This is a genomic window from Pseudomonas sp. fls2-241-TYG-175, assembly GCF_030209155.1.
GTDB classification, from domain to species: Bacteria; Pseudomonadota; Gammaproteobacteria; order Pseudomonadales; family Pseudomonadaceae; genus Aquipseudomonas; species Aquipseudomonas viridiflava.
In genome coordinates, this window is sequence record NZ_JARVSO010000012.1 from 123,736 (window position 1) to 137,806 (window position 14,071).

Below are 14,071 nucleotides of genomic sequence, written 5' to 3' on the forward strand. Positions count from 1 at the left end.
TTTGCAGCGTTGAGAACCTTTCCAAGCTGCCCAGTAGAGGTCCTGCATGTACAAAGACTATCCCGCTGCCTATCAGGTGAGTAAAGGTGCCGCGCTGCAAGTGGATACGGCCTTTTACGAGCGCATACGCGCCAATATGCAGCAGCGCACACTGATCGAGCAGTTCGAAATACCGATCCGCACCGGGCGAGCGTGGAAGGTCAAGGCAGGACAGGTGTTTCGTGTCACCACACCGGTAGGCCCGCAGGTGGGCGATTTCAACGTCTGGAACGCCGACGATCCTCGTGAGCGCATGTGGGCCGCCAGAACCCGTCAGCTTCAGGGCGCGCACGTCAGCACCCATGACCGGCTCTGGTCGAACCTGCCGTTCCTGCGGCCGATGGTCACCATCACCGACGACAGCCTGGCCAGTTACGGCATCGACGAACATGGCGGTCGCCTGCACGACCTGTTGGGCACGCGTTGCGATCCTTACGTTAACAAAATGCTGACCGGCGAGGACTTTCATCACCACTGCCATTCGAACCTGACGCGCGCAGTGCTGCCGCACGGTCTGACCGAGTTCGATGTGCACGATGTGCTGAACATCTTCCAATGCACCGGGCTCAACCATGACGACATGTACTTCATGAAAGCCTGTCCGGCGCAAAAGGGCGATTACCTGGAGTTCTTTGCCGAAATCGACCTGCTGTGTGCCTTGTCGACCTGCCCGGGAGGCGATCTGTCGCTGCCGATGTGGGGACCGGATGCGCAGGATCCGTTAAGCGTATGCAGGCCACTGGGCGTGGAAATCTATGACCTGGAAGCGTCCCTGTTGGAAGGCTGGCAACCACCCCAGCGCGCGGCTTACAACGGACTGCATGGGTTGCAGATCGCCAAGGCCGAGTGGGAAGTCTAGGTTTTCTGAGGCAGCAGGCAGCCTCCCACAGTCCGGTGTTTGCCACACGACAGCACTACGTCGACGTGGCTATGCCTCCCAAGGTAAAGACCGGCTCATGCCGAGCGCGCCATCCTGCGCAATCCCCAGATCATCGCGACGCCCATACCCAGCATGGCTACCAGCAGCGCGGGATAGCTGACCCACCAGTGCAGCGGGGCGGTCATCATGCTGAATTCCGACATGCCGCCGATCCCGGCAATCAGGTTGAGCGGCAGGAAAACCACGTTGATCAGGGTCAGCTTGCGCAGCAGGTTATTGGTGCTGTTGTTGACCAGATTGCCCCGCGCATCCATCAGCCCGGCAAAGACCGTTGAATAGATTTCGGCCTGTTTATAGCACTGGTCGTTCTCGATGATCATGTCGTCGATCAGCGCCAGGCTGGCGTTGCCGTACTGTTTGCCCTGCGCATGATTGCGCAGCCGGGTCAGGACCGCGCCGTTGCTGTGAATCGCGTTGATGTAATACACCAGGCTTTCGCTGAGGTTGAACATCTGCAGCAGATGACGATTTTCCAGCGACGAATTGAATTTCTGTTGCAGTTCACGCGCCACCATCTTGATCACCTTCAAGTGGCCCAGATAGTGATGGATATTGTTGAACAGCATCTCCAGCAGAATATCCAACGGCTGCTCAAGCGGGCGTTGCGTCAACAGTGACGTCAGCGGTTGATCGTCGTCGCAGATCAACAGCAATTGATCCTGCTTCAGCAAAACGCCGAATGACGAGACATCGAACGAAAAGCTGTCCTTGCCTGAATAGTTTTCAGGCCGCTTCCAGATCAGAAACAGCGCATCGGGATGAAACTCGATGCGGGAAATTTCATCCGGGTCCAGCGCCGATGCCACTGCGTGATCATCCAGGTGAAAACGCTCGGCCAGCAGCGTGCGTTCGCCGGCGTCCGGTTTGCTGAACCACAGCACCTGCGCCATCAGTGGGTCGCAGGCTTGAAGGCGGTTGGCGTCGAGTTTCAGGCCTTTGATCATGGGTGATTACCAGGCCTGGCCAAGACGTTTGATGTCCAGGCGGCGAATGAATTCTTCCAGTATCAGACCGTACAGATCGTCCTGCAGGTAGGCGTCTTCAATACCGGCGTCGAGGTTGGGGTTATCGTTGACTTCGATCACCACCACCTTGTCGCCAGACTGCTTCAGGTCAACGCCGTATAGCCCGTCGCCAATCAGGTTGGCGGTCTTGAGCGCCAGTTCAACCACCGCTCTCGGCGCTTCATGAACCGCCAGGGTGCGGCATTCACCGTTGATTTCGGCCCCGACAGCCTTGTGGTTGTAAATCTGCCAGTGCCCCTTGGACATGAAGTATTGGCAGGCAAAGATCGGCTTGCGGTTAAGAATGCCGATGCGCCAGTCGTACTCGGTGTAGAAGAATTCCTGCGCCAGCAGCAGTACCGAATGCTCGAACAACTGCGCAGTGGCGGTGTGCATTTCTTCAGCTGTACCGACCTTGATCACACCGCGTGAGAAACAGCCGTCAGGGATTTTCAACACCAACGGAAAGCCCAACCGTCTGGCGACATTCTCCAGCTCTTCGGGTCGGTCCTTGTAAAGGATTTCGGTACGCGGCATGCCCAGGTCATGGCTTTTGAGCAGATCGGTCAGGTACACCTTGTTGGTACAGCGCAGAATGGACGTCGAATCGTCCATGACCACCAGCCCCTCGCTTTCTGCCTTCTTGGCGAAACGATAGGTGTGGTTGTCGACACTCGTGGTCTCTCGGATCAGCAGCGCGTCGTATTCGGCGAGTCGCGAGTAGTCCTTCTTTTCGATCAATTCGACATCGATCCCCAGACGCTGGCCGACGCGAATGAAGTTGGCCAGGGCCTCTGCGTTGGAGGGTGGCAATTGCTCCTGCGGGTCGTGCAGGATCGCCAGGTCGTAACGTGCCACGCGGCGCGAGCCTGGTTGACGCCAGACCTTGCGACTGAAGCCGTCCAGCGCAAGAGCGAACTCGTCCTGTTGATCGTCACGCAAACGGGGCAGGGCACCGGACTTGATACCTGCGATATGCCAGTTTTCGCGCTTGCGAAATTCAACCAGCAGAATCGGGCAGGGAAAGGCTTCGAACAACTGACGCGCCAGATCATTCAAGGGCGCGAGTGTTGTCTGGCCGAAATAAAGTGTCAGGGTAAAACCTTCGGTATTGTCATACGGGTGATCCTGAAGTGCGGTTTCCAACACTTTGTCCAGATCATCCAGTGCCAGCCCATACAATGATTTGCGTGTCAGCTCGCTGATAGTACGCACGGAGGGAATGACATGGTGCTGACGCGCTTCGGCCAGCAGAGAACAATAATAACCGTGGCCCAGGTACTTATAGCTCCGGCACAGGTTGATGACCTGTACGCGCTTGCCAGCCGTGGCTTGCAGCGGCTTCTCCAGATAGTCCTGCGCCGTCATCAGGTTTTCGCTGGGGAAATAGGATGCCCAGTCTTCCAACCGCTCGACAATAATGACTACCTGGCTTTGTGCTGCAAAAGGGACTGCGGGATAAGCACGTTTCGTTGTTGCTGAAACTGCACGTTGAGCCGATACTTCGTTCATCTTCACCTGCGCCGCTGACATGTGTAATCGATCCGATGGGAAACAGTCCTTTCTATTAAGCATGTGCTTATTGAAATGTCCCGTTTCGTTACACAACTTTTACGGCGGTGCAGATGGACTTTATATTTCGCGATGCAGTGGATTCCGACGTCGAGGATTTGCTGTTTCTGGAGAACCAGTGCTTTGAAGGCGACCGGCTGACGGCACGCAGTTTCAACTGGATGATCCGCCGGGCCAACGCCTGCCTGATCGTGGCCGAGCGGGCCGGGCAGTTGACCGGATACGCGCTGGTGCTGTTTCACCGTGGCACGTCGCTGGGGCGTCTGTACTCGCTGGCCATCGCCGATGCGGCGCGAGGGCTGGGGCTTGGCAAGCAGCTGTTGCAGCATGCCGAACAGCGGGCGGTCGAGCGCGATTGCGCGTATCTGCGTCTGGAAGTGCGCCCCGACAACCTCGCAGCCATCGGTCTTTATGAACGCAGTGGCTATCGGCGTTTCGCTCAGGTCGACGATTACTATCAGGACCATGCACCCGCGCTGCGTTATGAAAAGCGCATCGTCGAGCATGCCCGGCATAACGGCCGCTCGGTCCCTTACTACCAGCAGACACTGGACTTTACCTGCGGCCCGGCCTGCCTGTTGATGGCCATGAAAGCCTTGCAGCCCGAGCGCTCAATGATGCGTGCCGAGGAATTGCAGATATGGCGCGAGGCAACCACCGTATTCATGACGTCGGGCCATGGCGGTTGCAGTCCGCAAGGGCTGGCGCTGGCAGCCTGGCGGCGCGGCTTTGCCGTGAAACTGCTGGTGTCGATAGCCGGGCCGTTGTTTTTGAACGGCGTGCGCAGTGATACCAAGAAACAGGTGGTGCGTCTGGTCCACGAACAGTTCTGCCGCGAACTTGACGCTTCCGACGTGCAGACGCTGGCCAATCATGCCTTGAACCTGCCGCGTGTGCTGGCGGAAGGCGGCAAACCGCTGGTGCTGATCAGCAGCTATCGCCTGACCCGCTCCAAGGCTCCGCACTGGGTGATGGTCACGGACTGCGACGCCGATTTCGTATATCTGCATGACCCGGATATCGATCACAGCCTGCACCGTCAGGCCATCGACTGTCAGCATTTGCCGGTGAGCCACGCTGACTTCAATCGCATGAGTTGCTTCGGGACTGACAAGCTGCGGGCAGCCGTGATCGTTTACCCGTCGGGACCTGGAGAACCTGATTGTGCGCAGGTTTCATGAACCGCTATGGCTTTAATCCTGACGCGCGGCTAGTGTGTGCGCCGCAGTACCGGTGAATGTTCATTGCCCGGTCATTCGGAACACACGCTCATGAAAACCGCTTTTGCCGTCTTGTGGACCTCGATCACTGTCTTGAGTTTGTCGGCCTGCATCAGTTCGCCTGTGCCGCTGACGACAGAGACCGCCGAGCGGCTTCGTCAGCAACCGCCAGTACGTTTCCTGCTGTCGTTCGATGACGGCCCCAGCGCGACAACCTTCTACAACCCGACGGCAACCGTGCTCGACAGCCTGGCCGACAATCCGCTGGAACCGAACATCAAAGCGGTGTTTTTCGTGCAGACCGGCGCAACCGGGGCGGGCAACAGTGATGAGGGAAGGGCGCTGATGCAGCGTGAGCACGCGCAAGGTCACGTGCTGGGCTTTCACACTGCAACGCCGCACCACACCAACCACCGCTCGCTGACCTCTGAAGAACTCCATCAGTCGCTGACTCAGGGCAGCGAAATCATCGAGTCAATCACCGATACGCCGACCGTTCTGCTGCGTCCGCCATTCTGGAACTATGACAAGCGCACCTTCGGCATTTATCAGCAGCACGGGCTGCATGTACTGCTGACCGACCTGAGTGCCAATGACGGGAAGATCTGGGGTTATAACTTCAGCCTGAGACGTCGTTCGAACATGGTCAGCCAGTTGTCGCAGGTGCGTGAACGCATCGCTGCGGGCGAGTTGCCTGCAGTCGATGGTGTGATTCCGGTGGTGGTGACCTTCCATGACCTGAACCGCTACACGGCCCGGCATGCGCGTGAGTACCTGCAGATTCTGGTCGACAGTGCCAATCAGACCGGCGTGCGACTGTCTGCCAAACCGTTCTACGACGACAGCGCACAGTTGCAGCGCGCCGCAATGGCCCGCACCGTCAGGGACGCAGACGAATCCGTGAAGCTACCGGGACTGTGGAACTGGATCTGGGATCACAACGCCGACTGAGCCCCTGTCGGTATCCCACTGCGCAAGATACTTCTCTGTCTCTGACAAAGCGCTATCTGGCAGCAAATACAAACTGTGGGAGGCGCCACTACGTCTTCGACGTAGCGCTGTCGCGCAGCAAACACCGGGCGTCGTGGGAGCGGACCGGGCGGCGTTCCGTTTGTCCGCGAATGCTGCATTTCAGCCGCTGAACCTTCATCGGCCGCACCGCCCCTTCGCGGACAAGTCCGCTCCCACAAAATCCGGTTTCTTCAGTGGTTTGGGGTTGTTTGACCAGAGACATTCGGCCCTTGGATTGAGGGCCGAGCCGGTTTGGCCATTCAGATCAACGTGTTCTTGCGCACCTTGCCACCCTGAACAATCATCGCCAGTCGTTCGCCCTGGCCAACCAGGCAGTGAATGTCGGTCAGCGGATCGCCGTCCACGACCAGCACGTCAGCAATCGCGCCCTTGGCGATGCAGCCCAGTTCGCCTTCACGCTGCAGAATCTGCGCCGCCACGCTGGTTGCGCTGCGCAATGCCGCCAGATTGCCCAGCACTTCGGCGCGGATTTTCAGTTCGTGAGTCTGGTACTCATGCATTTCGCCCAGCAGATCGGAGCCGTAACCCATCGGCACACCGGCTTCGGCGAACAGTACCAGCGCGTTGCGCCCGGCCTGACGGACGTCCTCGATCTTGGCCACTGAATCCGGTGGCAGACCGAAGCGTTCGCCGTACTCGGCGAGCATTTCGTAAGTGACTTGGGTCGGCACCGCAAACGCGCCTTTCTCAGCCATCAACCGCGCTGTGTCAGCGTCCACCAGATTACCGTGCTCGATGGTCCGCACGCCGCACTCGATGGCCCGGCGAATGGCACGTGCGGTGTAGGCGTGAGCCATGACGTAGGTATTGGCCGCCGCCGCTTCATCGACAATCGCGCGTATCTCAGCCTCGCTGTACTGGGTGTTGGCGATCGGGTCGGTCGGCGAAGACACACCGCCCGAGGCCATGATCTTGATCTGGTTCGCGCCCTGTTGCAGCTCTTCACGCACGGCCAGGCGTACGTTGTCGACACCATCCACCACACGGGCAATAGCACCGGCCCGGAAGCAGCAGGAACAGGGCTCGTTGAGCAGCAGTTCACCACGGGCGCGCATGTCGCCGTGGCCGCCGGTCTGGGACAGCGCTTTGCCCGAGGCAAAGATTCTTGGCCCTGGGATCAGCCCCATCTGAATGGAACGCGCCAGCGCCCAGTCAGCGCCGCCTGCGTCACGCACCGTGGTGAAGCCGCGATCCAGCATTGCAGACAGAATCGGCAGGGCGCGGTACATGATGATTGCGTTGGGTTGCAGCGCATTCATGCCCAGGTTGGCGTTGGACGCCAGCACGTGAACGTGGCAGTCGATCAGGCCCGGCATCAGGGTCTTGCCGCCCAGATCGATCACCTGATCGTCCGGTCCGGCAGGCTCGCCTTCGGCGCGTACATCGACAATGCGCTCGCCCTGGATCACGACTTCCTGACCTGAAACAAGTTTGCCCAGTTCAACGTCCAGAATGCGGCCGTTGCGCAGGATCAGGCGTGGGGATTCAGCAGTACTCATTGATAGGCTCCAGTCAGAGGGCGGTTTACGGCAGGGGCAGGGTCGCGATAGAGCATCGCGCCGATGCCGCTGACAATCGCCGCGAACATGATGTAGAAGGCCGGCGCGAGATTGCTGCCGGTCGAGGCAATCAGCCAGGTGATGGTGAAAGTGGCGAAACCGCCGAAAATGGTCACTGCAAAGTTGTAGGCGACCGATAGACCCGTGGACAGGACATGGGTCGGCAACAACTCACCGAACGCGGCGAGAATCGAGCCGATGTAGCCGGAAATCAGCAGACCCAGCACCAGTTCGAAAATCAGCAGCGAGAACAGCCCAGGCATCTGGTTGATGAACAGGAACATCGGGTAAGCGCTGAAGAAAATGGCGATGGCCGAGCCCAGCAGCCATGAACGGTTGCCGCTGCGATCCGCCATGGCGCCCACCAGCGGTGTGGCGACGATCAACACGGCGCCACCCATCATCCCCGCGCTGAAACCCATCCATGACGGCAGGCCCAGCACGCGCTGGGCGTAGGAGGGGATGTAGAACAGAATCGCGTAGGTGCAGACGGTCCAGAGCACCACCAGCGAAAAGCTGATCAGGGTCTGGCGCGGGTAGGTCTTGATCACTTCACGCAGCGGCGAATCGACCGGTTTGCTGGCGGTATAGGCAGGCGTCTCGTCGACCCGGCTGCGAATGTAGAAACCCACCGGGCCGATCAGGGTGCCGATCAGGAACGGCACGCGCCAGCCCCAGCTTTCCAGCTGCGCCTGGGTCAGGTAGCTGGACAGAATCGCGCCCAGTGCCGAGCCGAGCAGTACTGCGACACCGATACTCGCCTGAATCCAGCTGGAGTAGAACGCTTTACGGCCGGCCGGCGCATGTTCGGTCAGAAACGCCGTGGCGCTGCCCATCTCCCCGCCGGCGGAAAAACCCTGTAGCAGACGCGCCAGCACGATCAGCACCGGGGCCAGGTAGCCGATCTGCGCGAAGCTCGGCGTGAGAGCAATGATCAGCGTTCCGAAGGCCATGAGCAGGATGGTTAGGGACAAGGCCGCCTTGCGCCCATGCTTGTCGCCGTAGATGCCCAGCACGATGCCACCCACCGGACGCATGAAAAAGCCCACGCCAAAGGTCGCAAGGGCCAGCAGATAGGACGTCAGTTCGCTACCGGTCGGGAAGAACACCTTGGCGATGATGACCGAGAAAAAGCTGTAGACCGTGAAGTCGAACCACTCTAGGCCATTGCCGATGACCGTGGCAGTGATGGCGCGGCGCGCCTGCCTGTTCTGGGGATGTGTGAGGGATTTTTGTAGTGTGCTCACTTTTTAGCTCCTGCATGCAATACACGCAGGGAACGACCCTGCATTGATAAGGGGGCAGAGTCGGAAGGTGAAATAGAATCAGGTCTAGAGCCCGTTAGGGTTGAGAGTAGGCTTATGCCCGGTTTGGAGAAAACGCTCTTTACGCAGGTTTGCATGCGCGATACGCATGCAAGTGCTCTCTGTAACAATCAGCCTTGCGAACTGATCTCGTCGCTCAGCCATTTCTCGAAGGCACGTGCCGCGCGGCGGGGCATCTTGCCGCTTGGCGTCAGCAGGTAATAGCCGCCCACCGCGCCGACACTTGTGCTGCACGCAGGCACCAACGCGCCGGAACGCACATGCCTGTCGATCATCGGCTGCCAGCCGAGGACAATGCCATGACCAGACATTGCCAGATCCACCAGCACCGGATACAGGTTGACCGTCATGCGCTTGCGGATCAGCGAGGCATCCACGCCCTGACGGCCGAACCAGTCATTCCAGGACAGCCACTGGCGCTGGCCGTCTTCCAGCATCAGCAGACAGTAGTCGAGCAATTGCGCAGGTTCGAGCAGCTGGCCGTTCAGATAGTCAGGCGAGCAATAGGCGTTGACCGACTCGGCAAACAGCAACCGGCTGTCCAGCCCGGCTGGCGAGCTTTCACGCAGGAAATACAACGCCAGATCGAATTCGGCACGGATCAGCGAATCCAGCCCGTCGACGACGCGCAGTCGGATATCGACGCCGGGAAATTCGTCCCGATAACGACCCAGCAACGGACCGAGCCACAAGGCCGCGACGCCGCTGGAACAGGCCAGTGTCAGTTGTTGCTCGCCACTGTGGGTAATGACCTGCGCCGTGGCTTCCGCGCACAGGGTCAGCACGCGATGAATCTGTTCGGCGTAGATCTGCCCGGCAACGGTCAGGTGAATGCGCTTGTGCTCGCGTCGAAACAGCGCTCGGCCCAGAAACTCTTCAAGCTGCGCCACTTGCCGACTGATCGCGCTTTGCGTCAGGTGCAGTTCGGTCGCCGCACGGGTAAAGCTGCCGTGGCGCACGGTGGCCTCGAAAGCAATCAGGTTCTGCAAGGGTGGCAGCGGTTCGATGCGCATGAAGACTCCGGATCAAAGGCTGTCGGGAAACGGAATGGACAGCAGCCAGTCTCTGAACACGCACAGTGACGGCAGGTTCTGAAAACGTGTGGCGTAGGCCAGGTAATAGTTACGGCCGCTGTCCAGCGGTTCGAACAGCGTCACCAGCTCGCCGCTTGCGAGTTCGTCCAGCACCAGAATGCGTGGCACCAGTGCGATACCGATGCCTGCCGCCACTGCCTGGATCAGGTGTGAGGTCAGTTCGAAACTCGGGCCGGGGCGCATCACATGATGATCCAGCCGGTTACGCTCGAACCAGTCCGACCAGGCGTTGGGACGCGACACCACACTGAGCAGCGAGTAGTGCGCCACCTGTGCCGGGGTCATGGATGCATACCCTTTCAGCGCGCCGGGACTGGCAATCAGGACCAGCTTTTCACTGACCAGCGGGTGGGCGATGTAGCCCGGCCAGTTGCCGGTGCCTGCGCAGATGATGGCGTTCATCTCGCTGGCGGCTGGCGTCAGGTCGGCGTGCACGATGCGCGAATGCACGTGCACCACATAGCCCGGATGCCTCGCGTAAAAGTCATTCATGCGCGGCAGCAGCCATTTGGAGCCAAAGGTGGGCAGCACGGCAAGATGCAGGGTGCCGCCTTCGGCCTTGTGAGCGATGGTCTGCAGCGTCGCGCTGCGGATTCGACCGAGGGCTGCGGCCAGTTCGTGCTGGTACAGCGCCCCTGCGGTGGTCAGCTCGATACGTCGGCCATCGCGCTTGAACAGCTCGACCTCAAGCTGGGCTTCGAGCGCCTGCACCTGACGGCTCACCGCGCTCTGGGTCAGCGTCAGTTCATCGGCGGCCTTGGTAAAGCTGCCATGCCGGGCGGCCGCTTCGAAAGCGATCAGCAGCGACATCGAAGGCGTCAGTCTTCTGGGGTTCATTCATAAAGCTCATGGAAAAACGGCAGGTTTTACGTTTGCACTGCGGCGCCGCAGGCCGGAGAATCACGCCAACCGTTGATATTGCCGTGCTTGCGAGCCCTTCGAAGCATACGTGCTTTGCATATAAAAAGCCTAACCCGTCAGGAACACCACCATGATTGCGCTGTTGAAGCCCACGTCCGAACAGGTCGGTCACTACGACCGTTTCCTCAACGCCCTGAGCGAGGGTGGTTTTCGCGGGGAAATCGCCCGGGACATGGGTTCACGCACCGTGCTGGCCACCGACAACTCCATCTACCAGCGTCTGCCGCAGGCCGCAGTGTTCCCGATGGACAGTCATGACGTGGCCATCGTCGCCCGGCTGGCTGCGTGCCCTGAACATAAAGAGGTCGTTCTGACGCCTCGGGGCGGCGGCACCGGCACCAATGGCCAGTCGCTGACCGATGGCGTGGTGGTCGATCTGTCGCGGCACATGAACAACATTCTTGAAATCAACGTCGAGGAGCGCTGGGTGCGCGTCCAGACTGGCGTGGTCAAGGACCAGCTCAACGCCGCGCTCAAGCCTCATGGGCTGTTTTTCGCGCCGGAGCTGTCGACGTCCAACCGTGCCACGGTGGGCGGGATGATTAACACCGACGCCAGCGGGCAGGGCAGTTGCACCTACGGCAAGACCCGTGACCACGTGCTGGAACTGTCCACCGTGTTGCTGGGCGGTTCATACGTGAATACCCAGGCCATAGATGCCGAGCAACTGATGCGCGAACAGGCGCGTGTTGATCGTGCAGGCGACGTCTATCGCTGCGCGCAGCAGATTGCCGACACTCAGGCGCAACTGATCAAGGACGTTTTCCCGACCCTCAATCGCTGCCTGACCGGTTATGACCTGGCGCACCTGCGTGAGGAAGACGGGCGATTCAACCTCAACAGCGTGCTGTGCGGTTCCGAAGGTTCACTGGGCTTTATCGTCGAAGCCAGGCTGAACGTGCTGCCGATCCCCAAACATTCGATACTGGTCAACGTGCGTTACGCAGGCTTCATGGACGCGTTGCGCGACGCCAAGGCGTTGATGGCGCACAAGCCGCTGTCCATCGAAACGGTGGATTCCAAGGTCTTGATGCTGGCGATGCAGGACATCGTCTGGCACGGCGTTGCCGAGTATTTTCCTCAGGATCCGGCCACGCCGACACTGGGCATCAACCTGATCGAGTTCAGTGGCGACGAATTGAACGAAGTCGAGCAGCGGGTGCATGCGTTTGTCGCGCACCTGCAGACCGACACCTCGGTCGTGCGCCTCGGCCACACCCTGGCGACAGGCAGTGCGGCGGTCAACCGCGTCTATACCATGCGTAAACGTTCTGTCGGTTTACTGGGCAACGTCAAAGGCGAGGCGCGGCCGCAGCCGTTCGTGGAAGACACGGCCGTGCCGCCGGAAAACCTGGCCGATTACATTCAGGAATTCCGTGCGCTGCTGGACAGCTACGGTCTGCAGTACGGCATGTTCGGCCATGTGGACGCGGGCGTGCTGCACGTGCGGCCGATTCTGGACATGAAAGACCCGGCGCAGGCGGCCTTGATTCGTCCGATTTCCGACGCCGTCGCCGCGCTGACCAAGCGCTACGGCGGTCTGCTCTGGGGCGAGCATGGCAAGGGCTTGCGCTCACAGTACGTGCCCGAGTATTTCGGCGAGTTGTATCCCGCACTTCAGGCGTTGAAGGCTGCCTGCGATCCGTTCAACCAGCTCAACCCCGGCAAGATCGCCACGCCTGCTTCGGTGCCTGAGGCGCGCCTGACCCTGGTGGACGAGGTGAAACTGCGCGGTGATCTGGACCGTACCATCGACGAGCGTGTCTGGCAGAGCTATGACACGGCACTGCATTGCAACGGTAATGGTGCCTGTTACAACTACGATCCCGACGATGCGATGTGCCCGTCCTGGAAAGCCACGCGCGACCGTGTTCATTCACCGAAGGGTCGGGCGTCGCTGGTCAGGGAATGGTTGCGCTTGCAGGGCGAGCAGGACGTGAACGTGCTGACCGCCAGCGCCAGGGCGCGTGCGGCCAATGTGGTGAAGAGCCTGGCCGAGCGTACCGTCAACAGCGTGGCCCGAGTGGCTGGGCAGAAAGACTTCTCCCACGAAGTCTACGACGCCATGTCGGGTTGCCTGGCGTGCAAGTCCTGCGCAGGTCAGTGCCCTGTCAAGGTCAACGTGCCCGAGTTTCGCTCGCGCTTTCTGGAGTTGTACCACAGCCGTTACCTGCGGCCGCTCAAGGATTACCTGATCGGCTCGCTGGAATTCAGCATTCCGCATCTGGCGCGTTTTCCCAGACTGTACAACGGCGTGATGGGGGCAAAGCCGGTCCGTTATCTGCTTGAGCATGTGGCAGGCATGGTCGACAGTCCATTACTGAGCTTGATGGACTTCCGCGCAGCCTGCGCGCGCTGGAACGTCGGCATTGCAACGCCTGCGCGTCTCGCAGCGCTGACCGAGCAGGAGCGCCAGCGTACGGTGATACTGGTGCAGGACGCGTTTACCCGTTACTTCGAAACCCCGCTGGCAGCCGACTGGCTGGAGCTGATTTCGCGCATGGGTTATCAGGTTTACCTTGCCCCGTTCGCCCCCAACGGCAAGCCCCTGCAGGTCCAGGGTTTCATGGCTGCGTTCGAAAAGGCAGCGAGTTTCAATAGTCAGTCACTGCGCAAGCTTCAGGATTCCGGCATTCCGCTGATCGGACTTGATCCGGCAATGACGCTGGTCTATCGCCAGGAATACAGCAAGACCCTGGGCAGCGAAAACGTGCCGACCGTGATGCTGCCGCAGGAATGGCTGGCTTCGGCGCTGGTCGAGCAGGGTTCGGAAGCCGAAAGCGAAACGTATTACTTCCTGCCGCACTGCACCGAAAAAACCAACGAACCGGCCAGCGTCGGCCTCTGGCAGCAAGCTTTTGCCCGCAACGGCCTGACCCTGCAGGTATTGCCAAGCGGCTGCTGCGGCATGTCCGGCACCTACGGCCATGAAACCCGCAACGTGAAGACCAGTAAAACCATCTACAGCCAGTCCTGGCAGCCGCTGGTAGCGCGTCATGGCGGGGATGACCGATTGGTTGCCGATGGTTACTCGTGCAGAAGTCAGGTCAAGCGTCAGGATGGCAAGGTGATCAGGCATCCATTGCAAGTGCTGCTTGAGCGGATGCGGGCGGGGTGATGGGGCACGATCTTCCCTACATCTGCGTTAGTCGTTACACAAACGTCCTCATGGAGGAATGATCGTGCCCATCGCTCCGCGTGGGCATGCCGCCCGGGACGCTCCGCGTCCCATCAGGTCCGATCACTTAGATAATCGGTGGCACCGATGCGCTTTTGTACCGCGATGTCATGAACACCGCAGATCGCGACGTGGGTGAAGGCTGAGTCTTGGCGCTGATTCGGGGGGCAATCGGCATGGATGCCGA

10 protein-coding genes are annotated in these 14,071 nt (G+C 60.0%); 4 read left to right on the forward strand and 6 right to left on the reverse strand.

The window, feature by feature from the left end; translation table 11 throughout:
• Positions 1-46 precede the first annotated feature (46 nt).
• Entirely contained in the window at positions 47-898 is an 852-nt protein-coding gene (locus QRN20_RS10405) for an urea carboxylase-associated family protein (RefSeq protein ID WP_029242435.1), read from the forward strand.
• A 95-nt stretch (positions 899-993) separates the two neighbouring features.
• Here the strand turns inward: QRN20_RS10405 and QRN20_RS10410 are convergent, their stop codons facing one another.
• Both QRN20_RS10410 and QRN20_RS10415 read right to left on the reverse strand, forming a co-directional pair.
• Positions 994-1,923, reverse strand: coding sequence for a magnesium transporter CorA family protein (locus QRN20_RS10410; protein WP_043302784.1), 930 nt, complete (start codon positions 1,921-1,923; stop codon positions 994-996).
• A gap of 6 nt (positions 1,924-1,929) precedes the next feature.
• Entirely contained in the window at positions 1,930-3,516 is a 1,587-nt protein-coding gene (locus tag QRN20_RS10415; RefSeq protein ID WP_032651919.1) for a RimK family ATP-grasp domain-containing protein, read from the reverse strand.
• Positions 3,517-3,608: 92 nt separating this feature from the next.
• Between QRN20_RS10415 and QRN20_RS10420 the strand changes: the two genes are divergently transcribed.
• Together QRN20_RS10420 and QRN20_RS10425 are read left to right on the forward strand one after the other, a co-directional pair.
• A complete protein-coding gene (locus QRN20_RS10420) occupies positions 3,609-4,736 on the forward strand; it encodes a GNAT family N-acetyltransferase/peptidase C39 family protein (RefSeq protein WP_058432646.1) in 1,128 nt (375 codons plus the stop codon).
• A gap of 90 nt (positions 4,737-4,826) precedes the next feature.
• On the forward strand, positions 4,827-5,726 hold the full coding sequence (locus tag QRN20_RS10425; RefSeq protein ID WP_004885547.1) for a polysaccharide deacetylase family protein: 900 nt from the start codon (positions 4,827-4,829) through the stop codon (positions 5,724-5,726).
• A 320-nt stretch (positions 5,727-6,046) separates the two neighbouring features.
• Here QRN20_RS10425 and QRN20_RS10430 read toward each other — a convergent pair whose 3' ends face one another.
• The 4 genes from QRN20_RS10430 to QRN20_RS10445 form a co-directional block, all read right to left on the reverse strand.
• Positions 6,047-7,306, reverse strand: a complete 1,260-nt coding sequence (locus QRN20_RS10430) for a metal-dependent hydrolase family protein (protein WP_004885545.1) — start codon at positions 7,304-7,306, stop codon at positions 6,047-6,049.
• Positions 7,303-8,613, reverse strand: a complete 1,311-nt coding sequence (locus QRN20_RS10435; RefSeq protein WP_122416895.1) for an MFS transporter — start codon at positions 8,611-8,613, stop codon at positions 7,303-7,305. The genes QRN20_RS10430 and QRN20_RS10435 overlap by 4 nt, the downstream gene beginning before the upstream one ends.
• 188 nt (positions 8,614-8,801) lie before the next feature.
• Positions 8,802-9,704: a LysR substrate-binding domain-containing protein gene (locus QRN20_RS10440; protein WP_025995826.1), complete on the reverse strand. Its 903-nt coding sequence runs from the start codon at positions 9,702-9,704 to the stop codon at positions 8,802-8,804.
• A gap of 12 nt (positions 9,705-9,716) precedes the next feature.
• Positions 9,717-10,622 carry a LysR substrate-binding domain-containing protein gene (locus QRN20_RS10445; protein ID WP_032651916.1) on the reverse strand — a complete coding sequence of 302 codons (906 nt, stop codon included), beginning with the start codon at positions 10,620-10,622 and terminating at the stop codon, positions 9,717-9,719.
• A gap of 154 nt (positions 10,623-10,776) precedes the next feature.
• Here QRN20_RS10445 and ydiJ point away from each other — a divergent pair, with 154 nt between their 5' ends.
• Positions 10,777-13,824 carry a D-2-hydroxyglutarate dehydrogenase YdiJ gene (gene ydiJ / locus QRN20_RS10450; RefSeq protein ID WP_285360324.1) on the forward strand — a complete coding sequence of 1,016 codons (3,048 nt, stop codon included), beginning with the start codon at positions 10,777-10,779 and terminating at the stop codon, positions 13,822-13,824.
• Positions 13,825-14,071: the final 247 nt, after the last annotated feature.

Excerpts from the sequence above, each read along its gene's own strand:
- QRN20_RS10445 (WP_032651916.1), bottom strand. The coding sequence starts at position 10,622 with ATGAACCCCAGAAGACTGACGCCTTCGATGTCGCTGCTGATCGCTTTC.
- QRN20_RS10430 (WP_004885545.1), bottom strand. The coding sequence starts at position 7,306 with ATGAGTACTGCTGAATCCCCACGCCTGATCCTGCGCAACGGCCGCATT.
- QRN20_RS10420 (WP_058432646.1), top strand. The coding sequence starts at position 3,609 with ATGGACTTTATATTTCGCGATGCAGTGGATTCCGACGTCGAGGATTTG.
- ydiJ (WP_285360324.1), top strand. The coding sequence starts at position 10,777 with ATGATTGCGCTGTTGAAGCCCACGTCCGAACAGGTCGGTCACTACGAC.
- QRN20_RS10415 (WP_032651919.1), bottom strand. The coding sequence starts at position 3,516 with ATGTCAGCGGCGCAGGTGAAGATGAACGAAGTATCGGCTCAACGTGCA.
- QRN20_RS10440 (WP_025995826.1), bottom strand. The coding sequence starts at position 9,704 with ATGCGCATCGAACCGCTGCCACCCTTGCAGAACCTGATTGCTTTCGAG.
- QRN20_RS10405 (WP_029242435.1), top strand. The coding sequence starts at position 47 with ATGTACAAAGACTATCCCGCTGCCTATCAGGTGAGTAAAGGTGCCGCG.
- QRN20_RS10410 (WP_043302784.1), bottom strand. The coding sequence starts at position 1,923 with ATGATCAAAGGCCTGAAACTCGACGCCAACCGCCTTCAAGCCTGCGAC.
- QRN20_RS10425 (WP_004885547.1), top strand. The coding sequence starts at position 4,827 with ATGAAAACCGCTTTTGCCGTCTTGTGGACCTCGATCACTGTCTTGAGT.